General features: G+C 67.1%; 23 protein-coding genes and 1 tRNA gene. 14 read left to right on the top strand and 10 right to left on the bottom strand.

Going from position 1 to position 26,746, the window contains the following annotated elements; all coding sequences use genetic code 11:
- Nucleotides 1-33 precede the first annotated feature (33 nt).
- Nucleotides 34-885, bottom strand: a complete 852-nt coding sequence (locus IAI54_RS03065) for a ferritin-like domain-containing protein (protein ID WP_187970959.1) — start codon at nt 883-885, stop codon at nt 34-36.
- A gap of 5 nt (nt 886-890) precedes the next feature.
- Complete coding sequence (locus IAI54_RS03070; RefSeq protein WP_187970960.1) at nt 891-1,358, bottom strand: peroxiredoxin; 468 nt, start codon at nt 1,356-1,358, stop codon at nt 891-893.
- A gap of 152 nt (nt 1,359-1,510) precedes the next feature.
- Here IAI54_RS03070 and IAI54_RS03075 point away from each other — a divergent pair, with 152 nt between their 5' ends.
- On the top strand, nt 1,511-4,891 hold the full coding sequence (locus IAI54_RS03075) for a YhdP family protein (RefSeq protein ID WP_187970961.1): 3,381 nt from the start codon (nt 1,511-1,513) through the stop codon (nt 4,889-4,891).
- Between the two features lie 71 nt (nt 4,892-4,962).
- On the opposite strand, the gene tyrS is transcribed toward IAI54_RS03075, so the two are convergent.
- Nucleotides 4,963-6,219 carry a tyrosine--tRNA ligase gene (gene tyrS / locus IAI54_RS03080; protein ID WP_187970962.1) on the bottom strand — a complete coding sequence of 419 codons (1,257 nt, stop codon included), beginning with the start codon at nt 6,217-6,219 and terminating at the stop codon, nt 4,963-4,965.
- Nucleotides 6,220-6,326: 107 nt separating this feature from the next.
- Between tyrS and IAI54_RS03085 the strand changes: the two genes are divergently transcribed.
- A complete protein-coding gene (locus IAI54_RS03085; protein ID WP_187970963.1) occupies nt 6,327-7,463 on the top strand; it encodes an anhydro-N-acetylmuramic acid kinase in 1,137 nt (378 codons plus the stop codon).
- Nucleotides 7,464-7,714: 251 nt separating this feature from the next.
- Here IAI54_RS03085 and IAI54_RS03090 read toward each other — a convergent pair whose 3' ends face one another.
- Entirely contained in the window at nt 7,715-8,389 is a 675-nt protein-coding gene (locus IAI54_RS03090; RefSeq protein ID WP_187970964.1) for an alpha/beta hydrolase, read from the bottom strand.
- A 222-nt stretch (nt 8,390-8,611) separates the two neighbouring features.
- On the opposite strand from IAI54_RS03090, the gene IAI54_RS03095 reads away from it, so the two are divergent.
- The 8 genes from IAI54_RS03095 (at nt 8,612) to IAI54_RS03130 (ending at nt 16,220) form a co-directional block, all read left to right on the top strand.
- Nucleotides 8,612-9,778: a cysteine desulfurase family protein gene (locus tag IAI54_RS03095; RefSeq protein ID WP_187970965.1), complete on the top strand. Its 1,167-nt coding sequence runs from the start codon at nt 8,612-8,614 to the stop codon at nt 9,776-9,778.
- Between the two features lie 153 nt (nt 9,779-9,931).
- A complete protein-coding gene (gene sufB, locus IAI54_RS03100) occupies nt 9,932-11,443 on the top strand; it encodes a Fe-S cluster assembly protein SufB (protein WP_187970966.1) in 1,512 nt (503 codons plus the stop codon).
- 226 nt (nt 11,444-11,669) lie between these two features.
- Nucleotides 11,670-11,993, top strand: a complete 324-nt coding sequence (locus IAI54_RS03105) for a GIY-YIG nuclease family protein (RefSeq protein WP_420838291.1) — start codon at nt 11,670-11,672, stop codon at nt 11,991-11,993.
- Between the two features lie 244 nt (nt 11,994-12,237).
- Complete coding sequence (locus IAI54_RS03110) at nt 12,238-12,462, top strand: hypothetical protein (protein WP_187970968.1); 225 nt, start codon at nt 12,238-12,240, stop codon at nt 12,460-12,462.
- Complete coding sequence (sufC, locus tag IAI54_RS03115; RefSeq protein WP_187970969.1) at nt 12,462-13,217, top strand: Fe-S cluster assembly ATPase SufC; 756 nt, start codon at nt 12,462-12,464, stop codon at nt 13,215-13,217. Before IAI54_RS03110 ends, sufC begins: the two co-directional genes overlap by 1 nt.
- 9 nt (nt 13,218-13,226) lie before the next feature.
- Nucleotides 13,227-14,492, top strand: coding sequence for a Fe-S cluster assembly protein SufD (gene sufD / locus IAI54_RS03120; protein WP_187970970.1), 1,266 nt, complete (start codon nt 13,227-13,229; stop codon nt 14,490-14,492).
- A gap of 58 nt (nt 14,493-14,550) precedes the next feature.
- Entirely contained in the window at nt 14,551-15,831 is a 1,281-nt protein-coding gene (locus tag IAI54_RS03125; RefSeq protein ID WP_187970971.1) for a cysteine desulfurase, read from the top strand.
- A gap of 5 nt (nt 15,832-15,836) precedes the next feature.
- Nucleotides 15,837-16,220, top strand: a complete 384-nt coding sequence (locus tag IAI54_RS03130) for an SUF system Fe-S cluster assembly protein (protein WP_187970972.1) — start codon at nt 15,837-15,839, stop codon at nt 16,218-16,220.
- A gap of 12 nt (nt 16,221-16,232) precedes the next feature.
- On the opposite strand, the gene IAI54_RS03135 is transcribed toward IAI54_RS03130, so the two are convergent.
- The 6 genes from IAI54_RS03135 to IAI54_RS03160 all read right to left on the bottom strand — a co-directional run bounded on the left by IAI54_RS03135 (nt 16,233) and on the right by IAI54_RS03160 (nt 22,355).
- Nucleotides 16,233-16,961 carry a methyltransferase domain-containing protein gene (locus IAI54_RS03135; RefSeq protein WP_187970973.1) on the bottom strand — a complete coding sequence of 243 codons (729 nt, stop codon included), beginning with the start codon at nt 16,959-16,961 and terminating at the stop codon, nt 16,233-16,235.
- 146 nt (nt 16,962-17,107) lie between these two features.
- A complete protein-coding gene (gene radC / locus IAI54_RS03140; protein WP_187970974.1) occupies nt 17,108-17,866 on the bottom strand; it encodes a RadC family protein in 759 nt (252 codons plus the stop codon).
- Between the two features lie 110 nt (nt 17,867-17,976).
- A complete protein-coding gene (gene map / locus IAI54_RS03145; protein WP_187970975.1) occupies nt 17,977-18,810 on the bottom strand; it encodes a type I methionyl aminopeptidase in 834 nt (277 codons plus the stop codon).
- A 123-nt stretch (nt 18,811-18,933) separates the two neighbouring features.
- Nucleotides 18,934-19,009 (bottom strand) — tRNA-Glu (locus tag IAI54_RS03150).
- A 79-nt stretch (nt 19,010-19,088) separates the two neighbouring features.
- A complete protein-coding gene (locus IAI54_RS03155) occupies nt 19,089-20,204 on the bottom strand; it encodes a YcbK family protein (protein ID WP_235679234.1) in 1,116 nt (371 codons plus the stop codon).
- Between the two features lie 318 nt (nt 20,205-20,522).
- On the bottom strand, nt 20,523-22,355 hold the full coding sequence (locus IAI54_RS03160; protein WP_187970976.1) for a PHA/PHB synthase family protein: 1,833 nt from the start codon (nt 22,353-22,355) through the stop codon (nt 20,523-20,525).
- A gap of 117 nt (nt 22,356-22,472) precedes the next feature.
- Here IAI54_RS03160 and IAI54_RS03165 point away from each other — a divergent pair, with 117 nt between their 5' ends.
- The 4 genes from IAI54_RS03165 to glpX all read left to right on the top strand — a co-directional run bounded on the left by IAI54_RS03165 (nt 22,473) and on the right by glpX (nt 26,713).
- On the top strand, nt 22,473-22,868 hold the full coding sequence (locus tag IAI54_RS03165; protein WP_187970977.1) for a hypothetical protein: 396 nt from the start codon (nt 22,473-22,475) through the stop codon (nt 22,866-22,868).
- A gap of 94 nt (nt 22,869-22,962) precedes the next feature.
- Complete coding sequence (locus IAI54_RS03170) at nt 22,963-24,183, top strand: LL-diaminopimelate aminotransferase (protein WP_187970978.1); 1,221 nt, start codon at nt 22,963-22,965, stop codon at nt 24,181-24,183.
- An 82-nt stretch (nt 24,184-24,265) separates the two neighbouring features.
- Nucleotides 24,266-25,579, top strand: coding sequence for a homoserine dehydrogenase (locus tag IAI54_RS03175; protein ID WP_187970979.1), 1,314 nt, complete (start codon nt 24,266-24,268; stop codon nt 25,577-25,579).
- Nucleotides 25,580-25,735: 156 nt separating this feature from the next.
- Complete coding sequence (glpX, locus tag IAI54_RS03180) at nt 25,736-26,713, top strand: class II fructose-bisphosphatase (protein ID WP_187970980.1); 978 nt, start codon at nt 25,736-25,738, stop codon at nt 26,711-26,713.
- Nucleotides 26,714-26,746: the final 33 nt, after the last annotated feature.

The raw sequence follows: 26,746 nt of genomic DNA on the forward strand, positions 1-26,746 counted from the left end.
CAAAGGTTTTCGGGGCGGCCGGCGGGCACGGCTTCAACCGTGCCGCGAGGAGGCGCTGAGCGCGCGGTAGAAGAGCGGCGTCAGTCCTGCCGCGGCGCGGGCACGGTCGTTGAAGGGCGGCTTCAGGTCGCCGCGGAAATTGGTCCGGACCAGTTCCTGGAAACGCTGCGCGGGATTGAGCCGGTCGCGCGCGCAATAGAAGCGGAACCATTTGGCGCCGATGGCGACGTGCTTCTTCTCGTCCTCGTAGATGACCCGCAGGATGGCAGCCGTCTCGGCGTCGCCCGTCTCCTCCATCTTCTCCAGCAGCGAGGGCGTGACGTCGAGGCCGCGTGCCTCGAGAATCAGCGGCACGACAGCGAGACGCGCGTGCAGGTCGTTGCGGGTCTGGTGGGCGGCTTCCCACAATCCGCCATGGGCGGGCAGGTCGCCATAGTCGGCGCCGAGCGAGCGCAGCCGGTTTCGCAGCAGCGTGAAGTGCTTGGCCTCCTCGAAGGCGACCTGCATCCAGCCGTCGAAGAAGCTCGCCGGCGGCCGCTCTGCGGCGAAGCGGGCGACGATGTCGAGCGCCAGATCGATGGCGTTGAGCTCGATATGGGCAAGCGCGTGGGCGAGCGCGATGCGCCCGTGATGGGTGTGCAGCGACCGCCGCGGCACCCGCTTCGGCTCGACCAGTTCCGGCCGCGCGGGGCGGCCGGGATAATCGGGCGGCGTACCGTCCAGCGGGCTCATGACCGAGATGGCGCGGTCGAACCAGCGCCGCGCGACGGCGCGCACGATCGCCGTCTTGCGGTCGAGGTCGCTCTCGCCGATCGCGTCGATGCAGCCGCCCCGCAGGCTGCGGGGACGGTAACCGTCGGCGTCCGCGGGGGTGGCTGCCTCCATCGGCGTCACAGGCTCTTCACGGCCTCGAGCACGTCCTTCGCATGGCCGGGCACCTTCACCTTGGACCAGACGCGGCGCACCTTGCCGTCCGGGCCGATGAGAAACGTGGTGCGTTCGACGCCCATGTACTTCTTGCCGTACATGCTCTTCTCGACCCAGACGCCGTAGGCCTCGAGCGTCGACTTCTCCTCGTCGGCCGCCAGCGCCACGCTCAGCGAATGCTTCGCCTTGAATTTGTCATGACTTTTTGCGCTATCGGGTGAAACGCCGACGACCGTCGCGCCTGCCGCTTCGAAGTCGTCCCGCAGCGCGGAGAAGTCGACGGCTTCGGTGGTACAGCCGCTGGTGTCGTCCTTCGGGTAGAAATAGAGGACGACCGCCTTTCCCTTCAGGGCGGAGAGCGCGATGGTGCCGCCTCCGTCGCTGGGGAGTTCGAAGTCCGGTGCATCCTGTCCGATTTCTGGAAGTGCCATATGTTGTCCCTTCTGTGCCGGCGACGCCCGTCGGACGGGAACGACCCCGCAGCCGATTTTCGTTAGCGACATCGACGGTTCGCCTTATAGTTCACGTGCGGGATTCGTCCATGGATCACCGCTGAGACGACGGACGAGTGGAAGAGAGGACCGTGCAGCACGAAAGGGTGCGCTTCCGGAAGGCCGACATCGCGGCCCTGGAGACTCTGCCGTCGGCCTGCGTGCCGCCGCCGCTGGCCAAGCGGCGGGCCGGCCGGGGGCGCGGCGTGCTGAAGGCGTTCCTCTACTCGATCCTGGGGATCGTGGCGCTGATGGTGGTGGCCGCGGCCGGACTCTATCTGGCGGGTGCGGCCGGGTTCGGCAACGAACGCATCAAACGCGAGGCCGAGATCGCGCTGTCGGCCTATGCCGGCGTGCCGGTTCGGGTCGAGGCCGGAACCGCGCGCCTGTCCTGGGGACAGCTCGGCCTCGTTTCGATCGAAGTCCCCTCCGTGCGCCTGCTGATCGCCGAGGACGGCCGCGAGTTCGCGCGGGCCGGGGCGATGCGCTTCGGCTTCTCGCTCCGACCGCTGCTGTCTGGCCGGCTCTCCGTCGCCGAAGTGGCGCTGAAGGAGGCCGTGATCGACGGTGCCGCCCTTCCGAAATCGGACGAGCCCGGCTGGCTCGACGGCGTCGCCGACGCACGTGGTCTCGTCGATCCCGACAAGGTGGTTGCCTCGATCTTCGGCGGTATGAACCAGCTCTTCGACGCGCTGGAGGGGCGGCAGGCGCCGCGGGTGGTGCTGCGCGACGTGGAGTTGCTCTTCGCCGGTCCGGGGCGCAGCAGCGTCCATGCCGATCACGTGTCGGCATGGCGCGAGCGGGGGCAGGGACTCAAGCTCGAGGGCACCTTCGACCTCCTCGGCAGGCCGGTGACGATGACCGGCTCCGCCTCGCGCCGTTCCGCCGCCGGGCTGAAGTTCGACCTGCAGATCGACGTCCAGCGGCTTGCGGCGGATACGGAAGGGGCGAGCGCGCCGTCGATCGACGGCAGCGGGCGTATCCGCCTGACGGGGTCGCGGCCCGCGCCGGGGCGGGGCCGCATCCGCATCGCCGCGACCGGCTCCGAGATCATCGCCACGCTGCCCGAGTTCGGCGAGCAGCGGGCGGATCTCGACCTTGCGGCGGTGCTCGCCGCGGGATCGGGGAAGCTCGAATTCGAGCGCATCTCGCTCAGGACCCCGCGTTCCACTTTCGCCTTCCACGGCGCCATCGGTCCCGTCCCCGCCGCCAGCCAGGGAGCCGCATCGCCGGCCTATCGCTGGGAGTTCAATTCCGACGGATCGGTGGTCGCCGTCAGCGGGGTATCGGAGCCCGCCTTGCCGTTCCTGGCGCGTGTCGCTGGAACCTACGATCCGGCCGCCAGGCTGCTCAGTGCGGCCGAGATCGGGGTCCGCACGCGACCGGGCGAGGTCTATGGCCAGGCGACGGTGCAGTTCTTCGACGGGATCAGCCCCTCCGTGGCGCTGGCGCTCGACATCCCGTCGATGCCGGTGGCCCATGCCAAGCAGCTCTGGCCGACGCCGACCGCGCCGGGGGCCCGTGCCTGGGTGATGGCGAACGTCTTCGGCGGAACGATCGAGAACTCCCGCGTGCGCTTCCGCGTCGGTCCGGGGCGGCTCGGCAACGGTGTCGAGCTGAACGGCGACGAGGTCAACGGCTCCTTCACGATCGCCGATACCCGCTTCGACATCACCGGCGAACTGCCCGCCGTGCGCGACGCCGACGGGACCGTCGATTTCCGCGGGTCGGACGTCGACATCACGCTCTTGAAGGGCACCGTCTTCATGCCGACGGGCCGGACGCTCGCGGCGTCGAACGGCTCGGTCCTGATCCGCAAGGTCGAATCGCGGCCGACGACGGGCTTCGTCGACATCGATGTCGAAGGCGACGCGCAGGCAGCGGCGGAGTTCGCCTCCTACCGCCCTATCGACGCCATGCGCCGCCTCGGTCTGGCGGCTGAGGACTTCACCGGCAGGGTCAAGGGAAACGTCAAGGTCGAGATTCCGCTGCGCAAGGACTTTCCCGTCGAGGAGCTCGATTGGGAAGTGGACCTGGCCTACGAGAATCTCGACATCGCCAAGCCCTTCGACGGACAGCAGGTGACGCAGGCGAACGGCACGATCGACGTCGACCCGCAGCGTGCCGTGATCCGCGCCAAGGCGCTCCTGAACGGCGTACCCGCCGAGATCGCCATGACCGAGCCGCTCGGCCCGTCGGGCGCGGAGCGGTCGCGCGACGTCTCGCTGGTGCTCGACGATGCCGCGCGCAGGCGCCTGGCGCCCGGACTGAACGAGATGCTGTCGGGTCCGGTGACGGCGAAGGTGACGATCTTGGCGCCGCAGGAGCAGCGGTTCGACATCGACCTCGCCAAGGCCAGGCTCACCTTTCCCTGGATCGGCTGGACGAAAGGCGCCGGCATTCCGGCAACCGCCCGCTTCGTCATGAAGCAGGACGGCGACCGCATGCGGCTTTCCGACTTCGAGCTGACCGGCGAGACCTTCCTGGCGAAGGGCACCATCGTTCTGGCCGGGGGCGCCTTGTCGGAAGCGGATTTCCCCACCGTTTCCCTCAACCGTGGAGACGAGATCGCGGTCAAGCTCGTTCGCAGCGGCAAGGGCTACGACGTCGGCATCAACGGCGCGTCGCTGGACGCGCGCGCCGTCATCAAGCTCTATCTCTCGGAGACCGAGAAGGCGGAGGAGGCCGTCGAATCCGTCCCGATCACGCTCGGCGTCGCGGTCGGCCGCACGGTCGGCTTCAACAACGAGGTGATGACCGGCCTGAACGTCAGCCTGCGCGGGACCGGAACCGATCTCGGCGCGCTCCGCATCGCCGCGCTTTCCTCCCGCGGCGCGCCCGTGTCTATCGTCAACGAAGCCGACGCCAACGGCCGCAACGTCAGCATCCGCTCGAGCGACGCCGGCGCGGTGCTACGCTTCCTCAACATCTACGAATACATGCATGGCGGCACCATCGACCTCGCGCTCGCGGCGAAGCCTTCCGGACCGTTGCGCGGCCAGATCGAGGCGCGCGACTTCCAGGTCATCAACGATCCGAAGCTGCGCTCGCTCGTCTCGGCACCGCCTCCCGACGGCGACGGGCGTTCGCTGAGCCAGGTGGCCAGACGCGAGCTCGACGACCGAAAGGCGCGGTTCCAGCGCGGCTATGCGCTGGTGGAGAAGGGCGACGGCTATCTCTCCATCGACCGCGGCCTGCTGCGCGGCGCCGAGATCGGTGCGACCTTCCAGGGCGCGCTCTACGACCAGCGCGGCAACATGGACATTACCGGCACCTTCATGCCCGCCTATGGCGTCAACCGGCTCTTCGGTGAGATCCCGCTCTTCGGCCAGATCCTCGGCAATGGCCGCGACCGCGGGCTGATCGGCATCACCTTCAGGCTGGCCGGCGACTCGAAGTCACCGCAGCTCCAGGTCAATCCGATCTCGGCCATCGCACCGGGCATCTTCCGGTCGATCTTCGAGTTCGACTGAGGGGGCGCGGACGTTCGGTCGGCAGGAGCGTGCCGCGGCCTGCGTCCTGCGGTGAACGCCCGAAACAGCCTTCAGACAGGGCGGACCAGGATGTGCTTCTTCTTGCCGAGCGACAGCTTGACCACGCCCTCGGCGGTGATCTCGCTGCTGCCGACCATAAGGCGCTCGTCCGACACCGCGGCGTCGTTGATCTTCACTGCGCCGCCCTGCACGTGCCGTCGCGCCTCGCCGTTGGAGCCGGCGAGGCCGGCGCGGACGAGGAGCGACAACAGACCGATGCCGGCTTCGAGTTCGGCCTTCGGCACCTCGATCGACGGCAGCGTATCGGCCAGCGCGCCTTCCTCGAAGGTCTTGCGGGCCGTCTCGGCAGCCTGGTGGGCTGCTTCGCGCCCGTGCAGCAGCGCGGTCACTTCCGTGGCGAGGATCTTCTTCGCCTCGTTGATCTCCGAGCCGCCCAGCGCCCCGAGACGCGCGATCTCGTCCATCGGCAGCATGGTGAAGAGCTTCAGGAAGCGCACGACGTCCGCGTCCTCGGTGTTTCGCCAGTACTGCCAGAAGTCGTAGACCGGCAGCAGGTCGGCATTGAGCCAGACGGCGCCCGAGGCGGACTTGCCCATCTTGGCGCCGGACGAGGTGGTCAGCAGCGGCGCCGTCAGCGCGTAGAGCTGCGGCGTCCCCATCCGGTGGCCGAGGTCGATGCCGTTGACGATGTTGCCCCACTGATCCGAACCGCCCATCTGCAGCCGGCAGCCGTAGCGCTGGTTCAGCTCGACGAAGTCGTAGGCCTGGAGGATCATGTAGTTGAATTCGAGGAAGGACAGCGACTGCTCGCGGTCGAGCCGCGTCTTGACGCTGTCGAAGGACAGCATGCGGTTGACCGAGAAATGCCGGCCGACGTCGCGCAGGAATTCGAGATAGTTGAGCGGGCGCAGCCATTCGGCATTGTTGATCATCAGGGCGCCGCCCTTCGGCCCCTTGTCGTAGTCGAGATAGCGCGAGAAGCAGCGCTTGATCGAAGCGATGTTCTCCTCGATCGTCTCGACCGTCATCAGCTTGCGCGCCTCCTCCTTGAAGGAGGGATCGCCGACCATGCCGGTGCCGCCGCCCATCAGCGAGATCGGCTGGTGGCCGGTCTGCTGGAACCAGCGCAGCATCATGATCTGCATCAGATGGCCGACATGCAGGCTCGATGCCGTCGGGTCGTAGCCGATATAGGCCGTCACGCTTTCCCGGGCGAGCAGTTCGTCCAGCCCCGTCTCGTCGGACAGCTGGTGAATGAAGCCGCGCTCCGACAGGATGCGCAGGAAATCGGACTTGAAGGCGGACATGGTCGGCTCTTTCGGTGGACGGTCGATGCCGCGGCCGCGACCGTGGCGTTCGGGAATGCGCGCCTTTAGCATCGCCGCGACGCGAATCACAAGCTGGACGGGTCTCCATGGCGGTCAAATGCGCGATCGGGCTGATGAGCGGCACGTCGATGGACGGCATCGACCTCGCTGTCGTCGAGACCGACGGGGCCGAAATCGTCCGGCGCGGGCCGTCGGCCTTCGTGCCCTACGAAGCGGCCTTCCGCCGCCGCATCGAGGCGGCGCTGACCGACGCGAAGGCGATCGGCCGCCGTGACGAGCGGCCGGGCGACCTGGCCGATCTGGAGCGCGAGATCACCCTGCGCCATGCCCGCGCCGTCGCACGGTTCCGTGCCGACTTTCCGCAGACGGCGGGACGGGCGGAACTCGTCGGCTTCCACGGCCAGACCGTGCTGCACCGGCCGGAGAAGGCCCTGACCGTCCAGCTCGGCGACGGCGCGCTGCTCTCCCGCGAGACCGGCCTGCCGGTGGTCTACGACATGCGCGCCAACGACATGGTCCATGGCGGGCAGGGCGCGCCGCTGGTGCCCGTCTATCACGCCGCGCTCGCTCGCTCGCTGCCGGCGCAGCATCGGCTGTTTCCGGTGTGCCTGGTCAATGTCGGCGGCATCTCCAACGTCACCTTCGTGCCCGAGACCGGCGATCCCGTCGCCTTCGATTCCGGCCCGGGCAATGCCCTGATCGACCAATGGGTCTCGGCCGAAGGCGGCGTGCCCTACGATGCCGACGGCATGATCGCGAGCGAGGGCGGCGTGGTGCGGGCGGTGGTGGACGCCTATCTCGACACCCCGTTCTTTGCCCGCAAGGCGCCGAAATCGCTCGACCGCAACGACTTCACGCTGGACCTTGCCGGGGGGCTGGAACTCGCCGACGGCGCGCGCACGCTGGCCGCGGTCTCGGCCGAGGCGATTCTCGCAGCCGCCGCCCACATGCCGGCACAGCCCCGGCTGTGGATCGTCTGCGGCGGCGGACGCAGGAACCCGCACATCGTGTCGGACCTGCGGGCGGGGGCGGAAAGGCGCGGCGGCGCGGTGATGCTCGCCGAGGACGTCGGGCTCGACGGCGACGCGATGGAGGCGGAGGCCTGGGCCTATCTCGCGGTGCGATCCGTGCTGGGCCTGCCGCTGACCTTTCCGACGACGACGGGGTGCCGGGAGGCGGTGACGGGCGGAGTGCTGGCGGGAAGGCGTGACCGCGGTCGGTGATTTGAACGGGAAACTAAAGATGTCGCGCTCGACGATACCCCCCTCTGCCTGCCGGCGTCTCCCCCTCAAGGGGGGAGATCGGCGGCCCCAACCGCTCTGCCGGCCTGCCAACGTTGCAGAATGGACGCGATGACCGAAGCTGCTGATCTCCCCCCCTTGAGGGGAGATGTCCGGCAGGACAGAGGGGGGGCCGTAGGGCTCGCCGTTCGAGGCCCCGGACCGAAGGGCGTGCGTGTCCGCGCCGCCTTGTCCTACCGCAGCCGCTTCGGCCGCGCGTCCGACAATTCGCCGGCGAGCCGCCGGTCGAGATAGTCCGAGCATTCCGAGATCAGCAGGTCGGTGTCGTTTGAGAAGAAGTGGTTGGCGCCGGGCAGCGTCTTCTGCGTGATCGTGATGCCCTTCTGCGTGTGCAGCTTGTCGACCAGGCCCTGCACGTCCTTCGGCGGCGCGACCTTGTCGGAATCGCCGTGGATGATGAGGCCCGACGAGGGGCAGGGGGCGAGGAAGGAGAAGTCGTAGGTGTTGGGCTGCGGGGCGACGGAGATGAAACCCTCGATCTCCGGCCGGCGCATCAGAAGCTGCATGCCGATCCAGGCGCCGAAGGAATAGCCGGCGACCCAGCAGCTCTTGGAATCCGGATGCAGCGACTGCACCCAGTCGAGTGCTGCGGCGGCGTCCGACAGCTCGCCCGCGCCATGGTCGAACTCGCCCTGGCTGCGGCCGATGCCGCGGAAATTGAAGCGCAGCGTCGTGAAATTGCGCTTCTGGAACATGTAGAACAGGTCGTAGACGATCTTGTTGTTCATCGTCCCGCCGAACTGCGGGTGCGGGTGCAGCACGATGGCGATCGGCGCATTCTTTTCGGTCGAGGGCTGGTAGCGGCCCTCGAGGCGTCCGTCCGGTCCGGCGAAAATGACTTCGGGCATGGGTACTCCACTTCACGGCCGCCGGGCGGGACGCCCGACACATGGGGACCGCCCTTGACGAGGGGCCGTCGCCTCCATAGAAACCAGTTTAGAATTGTTCAAAACTCGGCGGCTGGCCGCCAGTCTGGACGAAGCGGCTAAATAGGACGTGTGGCCTCGCAATTTCAAGGAAATTGCGACATCACCGGCATCAACGCCCACTCTGGAGATCGCATTCCGCCGATGGCCGTCGAACGCGCCTATCTCGACCACAACGCCAGCGCACCGCTGCTCGCGGCCGCGCGCGCGGCGATGCTGGCCGCGCTGGAGGCCGACGGCAATCCGTCCTCCGTCCATGCGGAAGGGCGGGCGGCGCGCCGGCTGGTCGAGACCGCGCGGCGTCACGTGGCGGCCCTGGTGGGGGGCAAGGCGGAGCACGTCGTCTTCACCTCCGGTGCGACGGAAGCCGCCGCGACCCTGCTGACGCCCCACTGGCGCATGGGCCGCGGCGCGTTGCGCGTCTCGCGCCTGTTCGTCACGGCGGCCGACCATCCCTGCATCCTGTGCGGCGGGCATTTTCCCGCGGACGCGGTCACCGTCCTGCCGGTCGGCCGGGACGGGCTGATCGACCTCGCTGCGCTGGAGATGGCTCTTGCGGGGCATGACCCCGCCGGGGGCATGGCGTTGGTGGCGATCCATACCGCCAACAACGAGACCGGCGTCATCCAGCCGATCGCAGAAATCGGCCGCATCGCCAGGGCGGCGAAGGCGCTCGTCGTCGCCGACGCAGTCCAGGCGGCTGGGCGCATTCCGCTCGACATATCCGACGGTTCTGCGGATTTCCTGATTCTCTCCTCGCACAAGATCGGAGGCCCGAAAGGGGCCGGCGCCATCGTCGGCGCGTCCGATCTGCTGATGCCCTCGCCGCTGGTTCCGGGGGGCGGGCAGGAGAGGGGCCACCGTTCGGGGACCGAGAACGTCGCTGCCATCGCCGGCTTCGGCGCGGCGGCCGAACAGGCGCGCGCGGGGCTCGCCGACATGCCGGCCGTGGCAGCCCTTCGGGACCGCATCGAGACCGCGCTGCTGACCGCTGCGCCGGGCGCGACCGTCTACGGGGCAGGCGCGCCGCGGCTGCCCAACACGATCTTCTTCGACCTGCCGGGCGTGAAGGCCGAGACCGCCCAGATCGCCTTCGACCTTGCCGGCGTCGCGCTGTCGGCAGGCTCCGCCTGCTCGTCGGGAAAGGTCGGTCCGAGCCATGTCCTGAAGGCGATGGGACTGGGCGACCAGGCTTCGGCGCTGCGCGTTTCGATCGGCCGGTCGACCGGCGAGCGCGAGGTATCGATGTTCACGCAGGCGCTGGGTGCACTGGTTTCGCGCCAGACGCGGTCGGCGTCGCGGGCGGCGTGATGCCGGGAGGGAAAAAACACGCGTTTCCGCTCGAATTCGGGCCTTTGGAGGGTGAATTCCGGGCGCGGACGCACTAGATCAGGCACACGCCGCGAGCGGTGCCAGAGTTTGAAAACTGCCGGGCCTTGAACCCGGCAAGGATGGAGAACACCGATGCCTGCCGTGCAGGAGACGATCGAACAGGTCCGCCGTATCGACGTGGACCAGTACAAATACGGATTCGAATCCTTCATCGAAATGGACAAGGCCCCCAAGGGCCTGTCCGAGGACACGATCCGTTTCATTTCGGCCAAGAAGGACGAGCCGGCCTGGATGCTGGAGTGGCGCCTGCAGGCCTATCGCCGCTGGCTGACGCTCGAGGAGCCGACCTGGGCGCGCGTCGACTATCCGAAGATCGACTTCCAGGATCTCTACTACTATGCCGCGCCGAAGAACCAGTCCGGGCCGAAGTCGCTCGACGAGGTCGATCCCGAACTGTTGCGCGTCTACGAGAAGCTCGGCATTCCGCTGAAGGAGCAGGAGATCCTTGCCGGCGTGCAGAAGGACGCGACCGGCGAGGAAGCCGGCGACAACGTCTACAAGTCGGGCCGCGTGGCCGTCGACGCCGTCTTCGATTCGGTCTCGGTCGTCACCACCTTCAAGAAGGAACTGGCCAGGGCGGGCGTCATCTTCTGTTCGATCTCGGAAGCGATCCGCGAACATCCCGAACTGGTGCAGAAATATCTCGGTTCCGTCGTCCCGGTCTCCGACAACTACTATGCGACGCTGAATTCGGCCGTCTTCACCGACGGCTCCTTCGTCTTCGTGCCGAAGGGCGTGCGCTGCCCGATGGAACTGTCGACCTATTTCCGCATCAACGAGAAGAACACCGGCCAGTTCGAGCGCACCCTGATCATCGCCGAGGAGGGGGCCTACGTCTCCTATCTCGAAGGCTGCACGGCGCCGCAGCGCGACGAGAACCAGCTGCACGCCGCCGTGGTCGAGCTCGTCGCGCTCGACGACGCCGAGATCAAGTATTCCACGGTGCAGAACTGGTACCCGGGCGACAAGGACGGCAAGGGCGGCATCTACAACTTCGTCACCAAGCGCGGCGACTGCCGCGGCGACCGGTCGAAGATCTCGTGGACGCAGGTCGAGACCGGCTCTGCCATCACCTGGAAGTACCCGTCCTGCATCCTGCGCGGCGACGACAGCCGCGGCGAGTTCTACTCGATCGCGGTGTCGAACGGACACCAGCAGGTCGATTCGGGCACCAAGATGATCCATCTCGGCAAGAACACGTCGAGCCGCATCATTTCCAAGGGCATCTCGGCCGGCAAGTCGAACAACACCTATCGCGGCCAGGTCTCGGCCCACCGCAAGGCCACGAACGCGCGCAACTTCACCCAGTGCGATTCGCTTCTGATCGGCAACGACTGCGGCGCGCACACCGTGCCCTACATCGAGGCCAAGAACGCCACGGCGAAGTTCGAGCACGAGGCGACCACGTCGAAGATTTCGGAAGACCAGCTGTTCTACGTCATGCAGCGCGGCATCCCGGAGGAGGAGGCCGTAGCCCTGATCGTCGGCGGCTTCGTGCGCGAGGTCATCCAGGAACTGCCGATGGAATTCGCGGTGGAAGCGCAGAAGCTGATCGGGATCTCGCTGGAGGGGAGCGTGGGGTGAGGGGGTATGCTCCGTCCTTCCGGGGCCGCGCGATGGAACCCGAAGTCCAGGGTGGCAAGGGTGGACGGGGTAGCGATGTGTGTGTGCGTTGCGAACGACACCGGAGGTTTTGAACAGATGGACGAAGGCCGGCGCTCTGGATTCCGGGTTCCGCTGCGCGGCCCCGGAATGACGGGCCGCAGGGTGACGCCGAAGGAAACGCCGTATGTCAGGGTGGGTCTACATCATGGCATCCCAAAGAAACGGAACGCTATACATCGGAGTGACGAGCGATCTGCAGGGACGTGCCTACGAGCATCGAACGTCCGCGCGACCCGGGTTTACGAGCAGACACGGCTGTCATCGCCTCGTCTGGTACGAACGGCACGACAACATCATTGAGGCGATTGCCCGGGAGAAGGAACTGAAGACCTGGCGGCGGTCCTGGAAGCTTTATCTGATCGAGGGGTTCAACGGTGAATGGGATGACCTTTTCGAGACGTGCTACGAGCGGGACAACCCGTCCGAGGCGATCAGGGCGAGATCGGTTATCTTCCGGCAAGTGGACTAAGGGTTTTGGCAAAGCTGCTACCTGCCGTCATTCCGGGGCCGCGCAGCGGAACCCGGAATCCAGAGCGGTGGCGCGGAAGGAAGAAGCGGACGCAATAGGTTTTAACGCATAGGCCCGCTGAACAGGGACCTGCGCTTCTGGGTTCCGGGTTCCGCTGCGCGGCCCCGGAATGATGGCGGAACCGACGAGTTCGACATGATGGCTGGACGTCTGAGGCGCAACGACGACTGGAAGGACGGCTCAGGTGACGCGGGATGACGGGACACGGAAAGACCGGCCGGTGGCGCGCGAGAAGCATGTCTATCTGCGCGACCGGATGGATCGGCTGAACGACGTGCTGTTTGGCTGGTTTCTGAACGTGCCAATCGTCCTTTATTGGATCGTCCATGGCCTCGTCATCGTGCCGATCATCATGCTGATAACGAAAATTGCCTCCTTGAGGGCTGAGAAGAAGACAGGAAACGACTGATGCTTGAAATCAGAAACCTCCACGCCCGCATCGCCGAGACCGGCACGGAGATCATTCGCGGGCTCGACCTGACCGTCAGGGACGGCGAGGTCGCCGCGATCATGGGGCCGAACGGCTCGGGCAAGTCGACCTTGTCCTACATCCTCGCGGGCCGCGACGACTACGAGGTCACCGAGGGCGAGATCCTGTTCAACGGGCAGTCCATCCTCGGGATGGACCCGGCCGAGCGCGCCGCTTCCGGAGTCTTCCTGGCGTTCCAGTATCCGCTGGAAATCCCCGGCGTCGCGACCATGGAGTTCCTCAAGGTCGCGCTCAACGCGCAGCGCAAGGCGCGCGGCGAGCCGGAGCTGAAAATTCCGGACCTCCTGAAGAAGGTTCGCGAGGCGGCCGGCCGGCTCAACATGGACATGGCCATGCTGAAGCGCCCGCTCAACGTCGGCTTTTCCGGCGGCGAGAAGAAGCGCGCCGAGATCCTGCAGATGTCGCTGCTCGAGCCGAAGCTCTGCGTGCTCGACGAGACCGATTCCGGGCTCGACATCGACGCGCTGAAGGTGGTGGCCGACGGCGTCAACGCGCTGCGCGCGCCCGACCGCTCGATGGTGGTCATCACGCACTACCAGCGCCTGCTCGACTACATCGTGCCGGACACGGTGCACGTGCTCTACAAGGGCCGGGTCATCAAGTCGGGAGACAAGTCGCTGGCGCTCGACCTCGAGCAGAACGGTTACGCCGACATCATCGGCGAGGCGGCATAGGTGGACGTCATGAACATGCACGCGAAGCCCCAGAGGACGCAGGCCGAGACGGCGCTCATCGACGGCTTCGTCGCGCGCTTCTCGGACCTGCCCGGCAACGAGGCGGTGATCCGCTGCCGCGACGATGCGGTCGAACGGCTGAAGGCTGGCCTGCCGACCCGTCGCGTCGAGGCCTGGCACTACACGGACCTGCGTCGGCTGCTGGCGATCGTTCCGGCCCATGACGCGGCGGCCCGCGCGAAGCCATTGCCGTCGCTGCTCGCGGGTTCGACCGTCCTGCCGGTCCTGAACGGTGTCGCGGCCAATGCGCCGCGCGTCGAAGGCGTGACCGTCGTCCCGCTCGAGCAGAAGCTTGCCGACGGGTCGATGGCGCCCGCGATGGCGGCCGGCGAAGCGGCCGACGTCATCGCGCCGCTCAATGCGGCCTTCGTGACCGACGGCTGGTTCCTCGACATCGCCGAGGGCGCCGCCGTCGAGGCTCCGATCGAACTGCAGAACGTCCAGGCCGGCGGCCAGGCGCATGTCCGCTTTCCGGTGCGGGTCGGCGCGGGCGCCAGGGCCACCATCGTCGAGCGCCAGAGCGGCAGCGGCGACGCGCTGGTGTCCTCCGTCAGCCACATGACGGTGGGCGAGGGTGCGGAGGTCACCTGGGTGATCCTGCAGGAACAGCCGGCAGGCGCGACCCATTTCGGTCAATTCAATGCGGTGCTGGCGAAGGACGCGACGCTGACGCTCTTCGTGATGAACACCGGCGGCAAGTTGGTGCGCCAGGAGATCAAGGTGGACGCGAATGGCGAAGGCGCGGTCTTCAATCTGCGCGGCGTCAACCTGCTCACCGGCGACAGCCACACCGACGTGACCATGGTGCTCGACCATTCGGCACCCGTCACCACGTCGTCCGAAATCATCCGCAACGTCGTGACGGGCAAGGCCCGCGGCGTCTTCCAGGGCCAGATCCGCGTCGACCGGCTGGCGCAGAAGACCGACGCCAAGATGGCCTGCAACACGCTGCTCCTGTCGGACGAAGGCGAGTTTTCGGCGAAGCCGGAACTCGAGATCTTCGCCGACGACGTGGCCTGCGGCCATGGCGCCACGGTGACCGAGATCGACCGCAGCCACCTGTTCTACCTGATGGCGCGCGGCGTGCCGGAGAAACTGGCGCGCGGCCTCCTGGTGAAGGCCTTCGTGGCCGAGGTCATCGAGGAACTGGAGGACGAGGCGCTGGTTTCGGCGCTGGAGGAACGGCTCGAGGCCTGGTTTGCGAAGAACGGGTGAGTCTGGCTGACGTCATCCTCGGGCCTCCCGAGGATCTGCAGCGCATGGGAGTTTCGCGATGGCCGATTCTGTTGATCTGAGGGCAGTTGATCCTCGGGACAAGCCCGAGGAAGACGGCCGATCCTACGATGTCGAGGCGATCCGCCGCGACTTTCCGATCCTGTCGCGCGAGGTCTACGGCAAGCCGCTGGTCTATCTCGACAACGGCGCTTCGGCGCAGAAGCCGCAGGTGGTGATCGACGCCGTCGCCAGGGCTTATGGCAGCGAATACGCCAACGTCCACCGCGGCCTGCACTTCCTGTCCAATGCCTCCACCGACGCCTACGAGAAGGCGCGCGAGAGCGTGCGGCGCTTCCTCAATGCGCCCTCCGTCGACGAGATCGTCTTCACCAGGAACGCGACGGAATCGATCAACACCGTCGCCTATGGCTGGGGCATGCCCAACATCGGCGAGGGCGACGAGATCGTGCTGTCGATCATGGAGCATCATTCCAACATCGTTCCCTGGCACTTCATCCGCGAGCGCCAGGGCGCGAAGCTGGTCTGGCTGCCGGTCGACGACGACGGCGCCTTCCATCTCGCCGACTTCGAGGCGGCGCTCACCGACCGCACGAAGCTCGTCGCCATCACGCAGATGTCGAATGCGCTCGGCACCGTGACGCCGATCAAGGAGATCTGCCGCATCGCGCACGAGCGCGGCATCAAGGTGCTGGTCGACGGCAGCCAGGGCGCGGTCCACATGCCGGTCGACGTCCAGGCCCTCGGCTGCGATTTCTACGTCTTCACCGGCCACAAGGTCTACGGTCCCTCCGGCATCGGCGTGCTGTGGGGACGGATGGACCTGCTGGAGACGATGCGACCCTTCCAGGGCGGCGGCGAGATGATCGAGGACGTCTCGATGGACCGCGTCACCTACAACCATCCGCCGCATCGCTTCGAGGCCGGCACGCCGCCGATCGTCCAGGCGATCGGGCTCGGCGTCGCGCTCGACTACATGGATCGGATCGGCCGCGACAGGATCGCCGCGCACGAGGCGACGCTGCGCAACTATGCGCATGAGCGGCTCGGCGCCATCAATTCGCTGCGCATCTTCGGCAACGCCCCGGGCAAGGGTGCCATCGTGTCGTTCGAGCTGCAGGGCATCCACGCCCACGACGTCTCGATGCTGATCGACCGGTCCGGTGTTGCGGTGCGGGCGGGCACCCATTGCGCCCAGCCGCTGCTGAAGCGCTTCGGCGTGACCTCGACATGCCGGGCGTCTTTCGGCATGTACAACACCGTGGCGGAGATCGACGTCCTCGCCGAAGCGCTGGAGAAGGCGCGGAAATTCTTCGGGTGAATGCAATGACAGACCAGACTGCACCGGTTCCCGCCATGCCCGCCGACACGATCGAGGCGTCCTCCGCCATTCCCGCCGACGAGCTCGCGCGGCTGACCGACGACATCGTCGGTGCGCTGAAGACCGTCTACGACCCGGAGATTCCCGCCGACATCTACGAGCTCGGCCTGATCTACAAGATCGACATCGAGGACGACCGTCAGGTCAGGATCGACATGACGCTGACGGCGCCCGGATGCCCGGTGGCCGGCGAGATGCCGGGCTGGGTCGAGAATGCCGTCGGCTCGGTGGAAGGCGTCTCCGGCGTCGCGGTGTCGATGGTCTTCGATCCGCCCTGGACGCCCGACCGCATGTCCGAAGAGGCGCAGGTCGCCGTCGGCTGGTACTGACCGCCCGCGCCGTCAGGCGCCGCGCGGGGCGCCTTCGCACATGGCGATGATCGACTTGTTCAGCCCGAACGCCTTCTCGTGAAACACCTGCGCGTCGGGAAAAAGCCCGGCCATTTCGCGCGTCGACAGCAGACGGTGGTGCCGGATGATGTCGTCGGCCTCTGCCCGGTCGTCGATCCGGCGGAAGAAGCCCAGCGATAAGCGCATGATCAGCCGCGCCCGCAGCGCCGCCGGCAGGTACTGGAATCCGGGGAACCGGAAATGCGGCTCGTAGGGAAACCAGAAGTTCGGCGTCTGGATATAGTAGCGCGGTGCCAGCCGGCGCGCATTGGCCGCGAAATCCTCCATGGCCTGCCAGCTGCCGACATGCTCGATCACCGAATTGGAGTGGACGAGGTCGAAGCGGCGGTCGGCGAAGAGGGCTTCGTCCGTTGCGCTGCCCACGTGGAAGGAAAAGAGATCGCGATCCTCGATCGCCTGCGGCTCGGTGTTGATCATGGTGATCGACAGCCGGTGACGGTTGGCGCGGATGAAGTCCGCGCCGATGCGCCAGTAGGTCTCGGTGCCGCCCAGATCGACGATGTCGGCGCGGCCGCGCTCCGCCAGGATCGCCTCGATCAGCCGCTGGACGTGCGCGAACCGTCTCGCGCGGAAGCGGAACTCGATGCTCTGCGTGTTGGCGTATGGATCGGCCTTGACCGGAGCGCCGAGAGCTGCGCCGGCAATCGATGCGTTCGTCATTGTCGTCCCCGTATTATCCCGAGGCTACAGATAGGGTAAATAAAACATGAACGCATCATTAACCTTCTGTAAAGGTTAATGAATATCGACCAGTTGATTCAAATGCGAGGCGAACCGGGTGTCGGAGCTGCGGCCGGGGAAGCCGGTCACATCAACTGCAGACCCTTCAGGCTCGCATGTCCCGATTTGCCGATGATGATATGGTCGTGGACGGAGATGCCGAGTGGTCTCGCCGAGTCGACGATCAGCTTCGTCATCTCGATGTCGGCGCGCGACGGTGTCGGGTCGCCGGACGGATGGTTGTGGACGAGAATGATGGCGGTGGAGGAGAGTTCCAGCGCGCGCCGCACGATCTCGCGGGGATAGACCGGGGTGTGGTCGACGGTGCCGGTCTGCTGCACCTCGTCGGCGATCAGCGCGTTCTTCTTGTCGAGGAACAGGATGCGGAACTGCTCGCGGGTCTCGAAAGCCATCGCGGCGCGGCAGTAGTCGATCACCGCGCTCCACGACGTCAGCACCTGGCGCCCGCGGATCGTGCTCTTCAGCATGCGCTCGGCAGCCGCCGCGGCGATCTTGATCTCCAGCGCCACCGCCGGGCCGACGCCCTTGACCTCGCCGAGCAGGCGAGGGGGCGCGCCGAGCACCTCGGCGAACGAGCCGAAGCGGTCGATCAGCGCCTTGGCGAGCGGCTTCGTGTCGGCCCGCGGGATCGCGCGGAAGAGGAGGAGTTCGAGCAGTTCGTAGTCGGCAAGCGCGTCCGCACCCGCCTGGACGAAACGGTCGCGCAGGCGCTCGCGATGGCCGGCATAATGGGGCTTGGCGACGGCGCGCGCGGCCGGTGGACGCGCCGGGACGACGTTGCGTTCGGAGAAGAAGCCGCGCTCGTCCTCGTCTTCGCTGCCCATCCCGGTCCCCGCCACGCCGGCCCCACCCGTCGGCCGGTTGCAAGATTAGATCATGCTGCGGCGAGATTGAACAGGTTGCAGCGCCGCTCGCGCTGCCGCGTGGGGTGCGCTCAGGCCGCCTCGGGCAGACCCGGCCGGTCGAGCCCGCCCGGCGAGAGGGTGAAAATCTCGCAGCCGGTCGACGTGACGCCCACCGTGTGCTCGTACTGCGCCGACAGCGAACGGTCGCGCGTCACCGCCGTCCAGCCGTCCGACAGCACCTTCACGTGCGGGCGGCCGAGATTGATCATCGGTTCGATGGTGAAGATCATGCCGGGCCGCATCTCGACGCCCTCGTTGCGGCTGCCGTAGTGCAGGATGTTCGGCGCGTCGTGGAACAGCCGGCCGACGCCATGGCCGCAGAAGTCGCGCACCACCGAGCAGCGCTCGGCCTCCGCGAAGGACTGGATCGCCGCGCCGATGGCGCCGGTGCGGGCGCCGGGCACGACGGCGGCGATGCCGCGCATCATCGATTCGTGGGTCACCTCGAGCAGCCGCTCGGCTGCGCGCTTGATCCGGCCGACCGGATACATGCGCGAGGAATCGCCATGCCATCCGTCGAGGATGTAGGTCACGTCGATGTTGAGGATGTCGCCCTCGCGCAGCGGCTTCGAATCGGGAATGCCGTGGCAGACGACGTGGTTGATGGAGGTGCAGGAGGACTTCGTGTAGCCGCGGTAGTTGAGCGTGGCGGGCAGCGCGCCGTGGTCCATGCCGAACTCGAAGACGAAACGATCGATCTCCTCCGTCGTCACCCCGGGCGCCACGCGGCTCGCCAGTTCGTCCAGCGCACGCGCCGTCAGCTGGCAGGCCTTGCGCATGCCCTCGAACGACGCCTCGTCGTAGAGCCGGATCTGGCCGGTGTTCTTCAGCGGCGCGAGCGCGGCATCCTGATATGTGACCATCTTGCGGCTTCCATTGGCGATCGGTGGCGGCGGGCGTCCGGTCCTGATGTGACACCGATCCGCCCGGGCATCAAGGCCGCAGATCGAAAGCAAGACTGACCGACGACAGGGAGAAACGCTGCCTGGCACGCCCAACGGGAATCGAACCCGTGTTTCCGCCGTGAAAGGGCGGCGTCCTAGACCGCTAGACGATGGGCGCGTGGCAGAACGTGCGGCCTTATAGTCAGCTTCGATCGGGCGGGCAACCCCGCTACACCGCGGGCGACGACAATTTTTCGTCAGCCCTTGCGGGCGCGGCAGCGCCAGTTCCAGTCGCGTTCGGGTCCGACGTCGACGTGGATCGCGGAGATGTGGCAATAGGTGCCGACGCCGCCGCGCCCGGGCAGGGCGCGCATGTAGGCGGCGAGCCGGTGCTTTTCGATTCCCGGCATCACGACGTCGACCGCCGCACAGTGCATATGCATGGAATTGCGCGCGCCGCGGACCGCGCGGTTGCGCTCGGGGCTGCGATAGCCGGACGTGATGATCATCTTCTTGCCGAAATGCTGCTCGGCCGTCTTGAGCATGCGCACCAGCGACGGCTTCAGGCAGGCGACGTCGACGCTCGACGACTGCTTCAGGAGCCCGTTCGGCGCGAGGCGGGCGAGACCAGCCGCCGACGCGACCTGGTAGGAAGGCTCGACCTCGTAGAGGTCGATATCCGAATCGTCGTCCAGGCCCGATTTGCGGGTGATCTCGAACAGCGACGACTGACGCACGCCGGGCAGGGGGTCGTCGGAGAACACCCGCCGTGATTCGCCCGGCTTGCCGGTCGAGGCGAGCTTGACGAGCGGTTTCGTCGGCTCGACGGGCGAATCGTCCTTCGGCTTGTCGTCGAGCCCGGTCACCGGCCGCGGCGCGGCTGCGGCTGCTGCCGGATCGGACGAGAAGAGCGAGGCGAGGAAGCCGCGTTTGCCGGCGGCGGCAGGCGGCTCCGACGGATCGGTCGTTGCCGCGGTCGCCGGGGCAGGCGTTTCGGCCGCTGGCCGCCTTGCCGGTTCGACCGGAGCGGCGGCCGTTTGCGGTGCCGCGGTCGCGGTGCGCGTGGCCGGGTTTTCGGCGGGCACGAACCCGACGGCCGCCGGCAGTCCGGCTTCGCTGGCGCCCGTGACCGGCGGCTGCGCGCCGCTTTCGGCGCCGGCGAAACTCGTGGCGGCCCGCTCTCCCTCGCCGTCCGCGGCGATCTGCCCCTTCGCCTCGCTCAGGACGGAGGCGAGCGCGGAACCGAAGCCGGGAGCCCCGGCCCGCGGCGAATCTTCGCCGGTCACCGAACAGGATGCGGCGAAGGCGGCGGCCGCAACCACGCAGATGCTGTGCAGCCTCTTCCTGCCGAGACGCGGTGCGATGGTCGTCAAGTGGCGTGCTCCCCTTGCCCGTCAGGCCGGCTTCGTCCGGGCGGCTGCGTGACCGATCCGGAGATGATCCGCAACATGTCCTTCCCACGCAGCCGTAAAGCGATTGGCCGAAATAGGCAAACCGGGCGTCACGGCCGACGCTCGTCCGGAAGGACGCTGTTCATCATCGGATCGGTCATGCGAAACCTGTGGCCGCGACGGTATCGTCTTCGGCAGGAAAAGAATTCGAAAGGAAAACCGGCATCCCCGTGCGCGGAGATACCCGAAGATGCCAGGACCGGCGCCCGCCGGTCACAAAGCATGTCTCCCTGTCACAGGTCAGACGCGGACCGTGACGTAGGTGCCCGGCGCATCGCCCAGGAGCGGCATCCCGCGCGCGCCCGGCCGCCGCGCCGTCGCCAGCCGGTCATCTAGACCCGCAGCCCAGGCGTGCCAGTGCGGCCACCAGGATCCCGGCGTCTCCTTCGCCGTCGCCAGCCAGGACTCGAAGCTTCCCACCGGCGTGCCGCCGGTCCAGTACTGGTACTTGTTGAGCACGGGCGGGTTGACCACCCCGGCGATGTGTCCCGACCCGGACATCACGAACTGCACGTCGTTGCCGCCGAAGAAGGAGCACCCCGTGAACACCGAGCGGGCGGGCGCGATGTGGTCTTCCTTGGCCGCGAGGTTGTAGACAGGGATGGTGACGTCCTTCAGCGAGACCGTCCTGCCGGACAGCATCATCTCGCCCTTCGACAACGTGTTGTTCATGTAGCAGTTGCGCAGGTAGAAGGAGTGGTTCGCCGCCGCCATCCGCGTCGAATCGGCGTTCCAGTAGAGCAGGTCGAACGGCATCGGCTCCTTGCCGCGCATGTAGTTGTTGACGACGTAGGGCCAGATCAGGTCGCCGGCGCGCAGCATGTTGAAGGCCGTCGCCATCTTGGTTCCGTCGAGATAGCCCTTCTCCCCCATGGCCCTTTCCAGCGCCGCGACCTGGTCCTCGTCGACGAACACCTTGAGGTCGCCGGCATGGGTGAAGTCGACCTGCGTCGTGAAGAAGGTCGCCGATGCGATCCGGTCGTCGCCTTCCTGCGCCATCAGGGCCAGCGCTGCGGCCAGCAGCGTGCCGCCGACGCAATAGCCGATGGCGTTGACCTCCCGCTCGCCGGTGGCCTTCTCGATCTGGTCGAGGGCGAACTTCAGACCCTCCTCGATGTAATCCTCCCAGCTCTTGCGCCCGTGGCGCTCGTCGGGATTGACCCAGGAGATGACGAAGACGCTGTGGCCCTGCTCGACGGCCCAGGCGATGAAGGACTTCTGCGGGTTGAGATCGAGGATGTAAAACTTGTTGATCCAGGGCGGACAGATCAGCAGCGGGCGCTTCAGCACCTTCCGTGTCGTCGGCGCATACTGGATGATCTCGGCCACATCGCTGCGGGCGATGACCTTGCCCGGCGTCGTGGCGAGGTTCCTGCCGACCTCGAACTTGGTGTAGTCGGCCTGCCGCAGTTTCAGTTCGCCCTTTCCGGCGGCGATGTCCTCGGCCAGCATCTGCATGCCCCTGGCGAGGTTCTCGCCGTGGCTGGCGACCGTCTCGCGGAAGAGCTCGGGGTTCGTCAGGATGAAGTTCGACGGCGAGATCGCCTGCGACACCTGCCGGACGTAGAACTCGGCCTTGTGGCGGGTGTGCTCGTCGAGGCCCTCGGCATTCGTCACGAGGTCGTTCGCCCATTTCGTGGTGACGAGATAGGCCTGCTTGAGGAAGTCGAAGAAGGCGTTGGTGCTCCATTCCGGGTCGCGGAAGCGCTTGTCGGCCATCGCCGGCGTCTCGGCGGGCGGGGCGCTGCCGTCGCTGCCCATGCGCCGGATCGCGTTCGACCAGATGTCCAGATAGCCGGAGAAGAGCTTCGTCTGCGCCTCCAGCGCGCGGGACGGGTCGGACAGCCAGTACTCCGACAGCCTGGAGAAGGTCTTCACCATGTCGGCCATCGGGTCGGCCATGCTGTCGCGCACCTCGCCCTTCTCGCGCGGATTGACCCACGCGGATGCGGCCTTGCCGGCGCTCTCGATCATGCGTGCGACGTTGCGCGCGAAGAGCTCGGGGTCCTTGATGACGTATTGTTCGGCCGATGAGCCCGCCAGCTTCGGCCCGTCTCCGTCGGAACTCTTCATGACGCCGTGTCTCCTCCGGAAGCCTTTTCTTGACACAATATCATGTGACGACCATACCGGTCCAACGGTCATCCCGGCAGCCACGTCCCTCGCTTAGTCATCACCTGGATAGAAAATATGTCCTCGACCAAAGTTTGCAGACATATTTCGCCCTCGCGGGCGCTGCCCATCGTCGCATGCGCCGCGCTGCTGGCGCTGGGCGGCTGCTCTGCCATGTCGATCGAGGACGCAGTGCCTGTCGCCGCACAGGCGGCACCCACCGACACGATCGGCACCGGTCCGTCCGCGCCGCGGCAGACCGGGCAGTTCCCCAATCTCAATGTCCCGGCGCGGGCTGCCACGGAGCAGTTTTCGGATGCCGAGGCCAGCGCGACCACCAGCGAGTTGCTGCTGGCCCAGCAGCGTGCGAAACGCACCGTCGCGTCGCTGTCGAGGCCCGGTGCCGGCGAGCGGCTGAGGGTCCTCGGCAACAACCGAGGCGCCGACGTCATCAGCGAGATCGAAGGCCGCTGACGCTATCGGCCGCGGCCCGGGACTCTATCGACCGCACCCGTGAATGGGTGTATATCGCCGCCACTCCGCGCACCCCCAACACACCGGTACCGCCATGGAAGAGTTCCACAAGACCCGCAGGCTGCCGCCCTACGTCTTCGAGCAGGTGAACCGGCTCAAGGCTTCGGCCCGCTCGCAGGGCGCCGACATCATCGACCTGGGCATGGGCAATCCGGATCTGCCGACGCCGAAGTCGATCGTCGACAAGCTCTGCGACGTCGTCCGCGATCCGCGCACGCACCGCTACTCGTCGTCGCGCGGCATCCCGGGCCTGCGCCGCGCCCAGGCCAGCTACTATGCGCGCCGCTTCGGGGTGAAGCTGGATCCCGAGCGCCAGGTGGTCGCCACGCTCGGCTCGAAGGAGGGTTTCGCCAACATGGCGCAGGCCATCACGGCGCCGGGCGACGTCGTGCTGTGTCCCAACCCGACCTATCCGATCCACGCCTTCGGCTTCATCATGTCTGGCGGCGTGATCCGCTCCATGCAGGCCGAGCCGGATGACGGCTTCATTCCGGCGCTCGAGCGCGGCATGCGTCATTCGATCCCCAAGCCGCTGGCGCTGATCCTCAACTATCCGTCGAACCCCACGGCGCACGTGGCGTCGCTCGACTTCTACAAGGACGTCGTCGCCTTCGCGCGCAAGAACGACATCATCATCCTCTCCGATCTCGCCTATGCCGAGATCTATTTCGACGAGAACAACCCGCCGCCCTCGGTGCTGCAGGTTCCGGGCGCGATGGACGTCGCCGTCGAGTTCACGTCGATGTCGAAGACCTTCTCGATGCCGGGCTGGCGCATCGGCTTTGCCGTCGGCAACGAACGCCTGATCGCGGCGCTGACGCGGGTGAAGTCCTATCTCGACTACGGCGCCTTCACGCCGATCCAGGTGGCGGCGAGTGCGGCCCTCAACGGCGATGGGGCCGACATCGCCGAGGTGCGCGACGTCTATCGCCGCCGCCGCGACGTGATGGTCGACACCTTCGCCAAGGCCGGCTGGGCGATCCCGGCGCCGCAGGCCACCATGTTCGCCTGGGCGCCGATCCCCGAACCCTTCAAGTCGATCGGCTCGCTCGAATTCTCCAAGCTCCTCGTCGAGAAGGCGGACGTCGCCGTCGCGCCGGGCATCGGCTTCGGCGAGCACGGCGACGACTACGTCCGCCTCGCGCTCGTCGAGAACGAGCACCGCATCCGTCAGGCCGCCCGCAACATCAAGCGCTTCCTGTCGACCGCGGGCCAGACGCTCGACAACGTCATACCGCTCAGCGCCCGCCGCTGAGCGGATCTCAGGCTTCCCGCTCGGCGCTCGCCGCTGAGCTTTTTTCTCGTTGATGGAAAGCGTTCAGGAGGGGTCCGGAACCATGGGCGAAGCATTGCGTGTCGGGATTGCCGGCCTTGGAACCGTGGGCGCCTCCGTCGTCCGCGTCCTCACCGAAAAGGCCGGCGAACTCACCCGCCAGTGCGGCCGCGAGCTCCGGGTCACAGCCGTCAGCGCGCGAAACCGCGGCAAGGATCGCGGACTTGCGCTCGACGGCGTCGCCTGGTTCGACGATCCCGTGGAACTCGCCCGCAAGGGAGACATCGACGTCTTCGTCGAACTGATCGGCGGCGACGAAGGGCCGGCGAAGTCGGCCGTCAAGGCAGCCCTCGAGGCCGGCCGCCACGTCGTGACGGCCAACAAGGCGTTGCTCGCCGCCCACGGCCTGTCGCTCGCGGAAGCAGCCGAGAAGAAGGGTGTGCTGCTCAACTACGAGGCAGCGGTCGCCGGCGGCATCCCGGTCATCAAGACCATGCGCGAATCGCTCGCCGGAAACACGATCAGCCGCGTCTTCGGCATCCTCAACGGCACCTGCAACTACATCCTCACGCGCATGGAGCAGGAGGGCATCTCGTTTGCGGATTGCCTGGCCGATGCGCAGCGCCTGGGCTACGCGGAGGCCGATCCGACCTTCGACATCGAGGGGCACGACACCGCCCACAAGCTGTCGATCCTGACCAGCCTCGCCTTCGGCACCCGCATTGCGCCGAGCGCCATCTACATGGAAGGCATCTCCAACATCACCCAGGCCGACATCCGTGCGGCAGGCGAGCTCGGCTATCGCATCAAGCTGCTCGGCGTCGCCCAGCGCACGGAGAGCGGCATCGAGCAGCGCGTGCATCCGACGATGGTGCCGACCGCCTCCGTCATCGCGCAGGTCCATGGCGTCACCAACGCGGTGGCGATCGAGACGGACATCCTCGGCGAACTGCTGCTCTCGGGACCCGGTGCCGGCGGCAACGCCACCGCGTCGGCCGTCATCGGCGACATCGCCGACATCGCCAAGAGCCGCCCCGGCTTCCAGCATGGGCCGGTCTTCGGCCGCCCGGTGAAGGAACTGGCGCCCTACAAGAAGGCCGGCATCCGCGCCCATGCCGGCGGCTATTTCATCCGGCTGACGGTCCACGACCGCATCGGCGTCTTCGCCGCCATCGCCAAGCGTATGGCCGACAACGACATTTCGCTCGAATCGATCGTCCAGCACGCCGATGCCGGTGACGGCGCGGATCGCAAGACGGTGATCCTGGTCACTCACGAGACCACCGAGGCCGCCGTGCGCAAGGCCGTCGAGGGCATCACGAAGGACGGACACCTGATCGACAAGGCGCAGGTCATCCGCATCGAGCGGGCCGCCTGAACGGTTCGACCGGCAGCGTCGGCAGGCCTTCGACATTCAATCGATTGATCCCGACACGCCCTCGGATATCCTGCCCGCAAGCCCTTGCCGCGCGGGGACGGCTTTGACAAAAGGGGGCGCCTCCACCGCGAAGTCCCCCTTGCAGGAAAGCCCGTCATGGCAAAGACCGTATCGCCCGGCCTCGATCGTATCCTGACACTCGAACTCGTCCGCGTGACCGAACGCGCCGCGGTGGCTGCCGCGCGCCTGCGCGGGCGCGGTGACGAGAAGGCGGCCGACCAGGTGGCGGTGGATGCCATGCGCTCCGAACTCAACCGCCTGCCGATCAAGGGCACCGTCGTCATCGGCGAGGGCGAGCGCGACGAGGCGCCGATGCTCTACATCGGCGAGGAAGTGGGGCTCGGCGACGGTCCGGACGTCGACATCGCGCTCGATCCGCTGGAGGGCACGACGATCTGCGCCAAGAACCTGCCGAACTCGCTGGCGGTGATCGCCATCGCCGAGAAGGGCAGCCTGCTCTATGCACCCGACGTCTACATGGACAAGATCGCGATCGGACCGGGCTACCCTGCGGGCGTGATCAATCTCGATGCGCCTGCGATCGAGAACCTGGAAAACGTGGCCAGGGCCAAGGGCGTCAAGGTCTCGGAGATCACCGCCTGCATCCTCGACCGGCCACGCCATGCGCGCCTGATCGAGGAAGTCCGCTCGACCGGCGCGGCGATCCGCCTCATCGGCGACGGCGACGTGGCCGGCGTGATCCACACGACCGATCCGGACGAGACCGGCATCGACATCTATCTCGGCATCGGCGGCGCGCCGGAAGGCGTGCTGGCGGCGGCCGCACTGCGCTGCATCGGCGGCCAGATGCAGGGCCGGCTGCAGCTCAACACCGACGAGAAGGTGGCCCGTGCCGCCAAGATGGGCATCTCGGACCCGACCAAGGTGTACCAGATGGAAGAGATGGCGCGGGGCGACGTGCTCTTTGCCGCCACCGGCGTGACCGACGGCAATCTCCTCGCCGGCGTGAAGTTCTCGCGCGACTACATCCAGACCCACACGATCGTCATGCGCTCGTCGTCGCTCACCGTGCGCGAGATCAAGGCCAAGCACCAGGACATGGACAAGTTCTGAACGGCGTCGGCATCCGCGCGCCGAGGGCGGCAT

Source organism: Aquibium microcysteis (assembly GCF_014495845.1).
GTDB classification, from domain to species: Bacteria; Pseudomonadota; Alphaproteobacteria; order Rhizobiales; family Rhizobiaceae; genus Aquibium; species Aquibium microcysteis.

What these genes read in the sequence shown, in the direction of transcription:
- sufD (WP_187970970.1), top strand. Translation starts at nt 13,227, where the DNA reads ATGAACATGCACGCGAAGCCCCAGAGGACGCAGGCCGAGACGGCGCTC.
- IAI54_RS03170 (WP_187970978.1), top strand. Translation starts at nt 22,963, where the DNA reads ATGGAAGAGTTCCACAAGACCCGCAGGCTGCCGCCCTACGTCTTCGAG.
- IAI54_RS03130 (WP_187970972.1), top strand. Translation starts at nt 15,837, where the DNA reads ATGACAGACCAGACTGCACCGGTTCCCGCCATGCCCGCCGACACGATC.
- glpX (WP_187970980.1), top strand. Translation starts at nt 25,736, where the DNA reads ATGGCAAAGACCGTATCGCCCGGCCTCGATCGTATCCTGACACTCGAA.
- IAI54_RS03070 (WP_187970960.1), bottom strand. Translation starts at nt 1,358, where the DNA reads ATGGCACTTCCAGAAATCGGACAGGATGCACCGGACTTCGAACTCCCC.
- tyrS (WP_187970962.1), bottom strand. Translation starts at nt 6,219, where the DNA reads ATGTCCGCCTTCAAGTCCGATTTCCTGCGCATCCTGTCGGAGCGCGGC.
- IAI54_RS03160 (WP_187970976.1), bottom strand. Translation starts at nt 22,355, where the DNA reads ATGAAGAGTTCCGACGGAGACGGGCCGAAGCTGGCGGGCTCATCGGCC.
- IAI54_RS03175 (WP_187970979.1), top strand. Translation starts at nt 24,266, where the DNA reads ATGGGCGAAGCATTGCGTGTCGGGATTGCCGGCCTTGGAACCGTGGGC.
- sufB (WP_187970966.1), top strand. Translation starts at nt 9,932, where the DNA reads ATGCCTGCCGTGCAGGAGACGATCGAACAGGTCCGCCGTATCGACGTG.
- map (WP_187970975.1), bottom strand. Translation starts at nt 18,810, where the DNA reads ATGGTCACATATCAGGATGCCGCGCTCGCGCCGCTGAAGAACACCGGC.
- IAI54_RS03065 (WP_187970959.1), bottom strand. Translation starts at nt 885, where the DNA reads ATGGAGGCAGCCACCCCCGCGGACGCCGACGGTTACCGTCCCCGCAGC.
- radC (WP_187970974.1), bottom strand. Translation starts at nt 17,866, where the DNA reads ATGGGCAGCGAAGACGAGGACGAGCGCGGCTTCTTCTCCGAACGCAAC.
- IAI54_RS03095 (WP_187970965.1), top strand. Translation starts at nt 8,612, where the DNA reads ATGGCCGTCGAACGCGCCTATCTCGACCACAACGCCAGCGCACCGCTG.
- IAI54_RS03135 (WP_187970973.1), bottom strand. Translation starts at nt 16,961, where the DNA reads ATGACGAACGCATCGATTGCCGGCGCAGCTCTCGGCGCTCCGGTCAAG.
- sufC (WP_187970969.1), top strand. Translation starts at nt 12,462, where the DNA reads ATGCTTGAAATCAGAAACCTCCACGCCCGCATCGCCGAGACCGGCACG.
- IAI54_RS03165 (WP_187970977.1), top strand. Translation starts at nt 22,473, where the DNA reads ATGTCCTCGACCAAAGTTTGCAGACATATTTCGCCCTCGCGGGCGCTG.
- IAI54_RS03105 (WP_420838291.1), top strand. Translation starts at nt 11,670, where the DNA reads ATGGCATCCCAAAGAAACGGAACGCTATACATCGGAGTGACGAGCGAT.
- IAI54_RS03085 (WP_187970963.1), top strand. Translation starts at nt 6,327, where the DNA reads ATGGCGGTCAAATGCGCGATCGGGCTGATGAGCGGCACGTCGATGGAC.
- IAI54_RS03125 (WP_187970971.1), top strand. Translation starts at nt 14,551, where the DNA reads ATGGCCGATTCTGTTGATCTGAGGGCAGTTGATCCTCGGGACAAGCCC.
- IAI54_RS03090 (WP_187970964.1), bottom strand. Translation starts at nt 8,389, where the DNA reads ATGCCCGAAGTCATTTTCGCCGGACCGGACGGACGCCTCGAGGGCCGC.